Genomic DNA, 488 nt, shown 5'->3' with positions numbered 1-488 from the left:
TGGTGTATCGCCCGCCGCCGCCGCCCGCGAAATCGGCGGCGTGGGAACGCGCCGTTGCCGGGCTCGCCCACGGCGCGTTTTACCTTTTGCTGTTGGCATTGCCGATCACCGGCTGGATGCTGGTATCGCGCAAGCCGGTCGGCGTCGCGTTTTCGTGGTTGGGAGTGTTCGACGTACCAGCGCTCCCGATTTCCCGGGCAGCCAGCGGGGCGGCCCATAGCGCGCACGGCCTGCTTGGATATGCAATGGTCGGGCTGATCGTACTCCATGTCTGTGCCGCGCTGCGTCACCATTTCGTGTTGCGCGACGGTACGCTCACGCGGATGATTCCGGCGTTGGCGCGACCGAAATAGGCTCCGCTGATCCGGCCGAAATTTGGCCCTTGAAGCGCGAAAACCTCTTACCTATATCTGTTGCACGCGGCTTCGTGTTCCCCCCTTTCGCGGGGCCGCGCGGCACCCTTTCAGGGTGCCTCCTCCCTGAACCTT

1 protein-coding gene is annotated in these 488 nt (G+C 64.5%); it reads left to right on the top strand.

Annotated elements, in window-relative coordinates; all coding sequences use genetic code 11:
• Nucleotides 1-353, top strand: a 353-nt coding sequence (locus AACY52_RS30455; RefSeq protein WP_339561405.1) for a cytochrome b/b6 domain-containing protein, incomplete at its 5' end; no start/stop codon positions are given.
• Between the last annotated feature and the right edge of the window lie 135 nt (nt 354-488).

Origin of the sequence: Pseudomonas sp. EA_65y_Pfl1_P113, from assembly GCF_963970525.1 — a bacterium.
Taxonomy (GTDB): Bacteria; Pseudomonadota; Gammaproteobacteria; order Pseudomonadales; family Pseudomonadaceae; genus Aquipseudomonas; species Aquipseudomonas tritici.
This window is presented reverse-complemented; position numbering and strand designations above follow the sequence as displayed.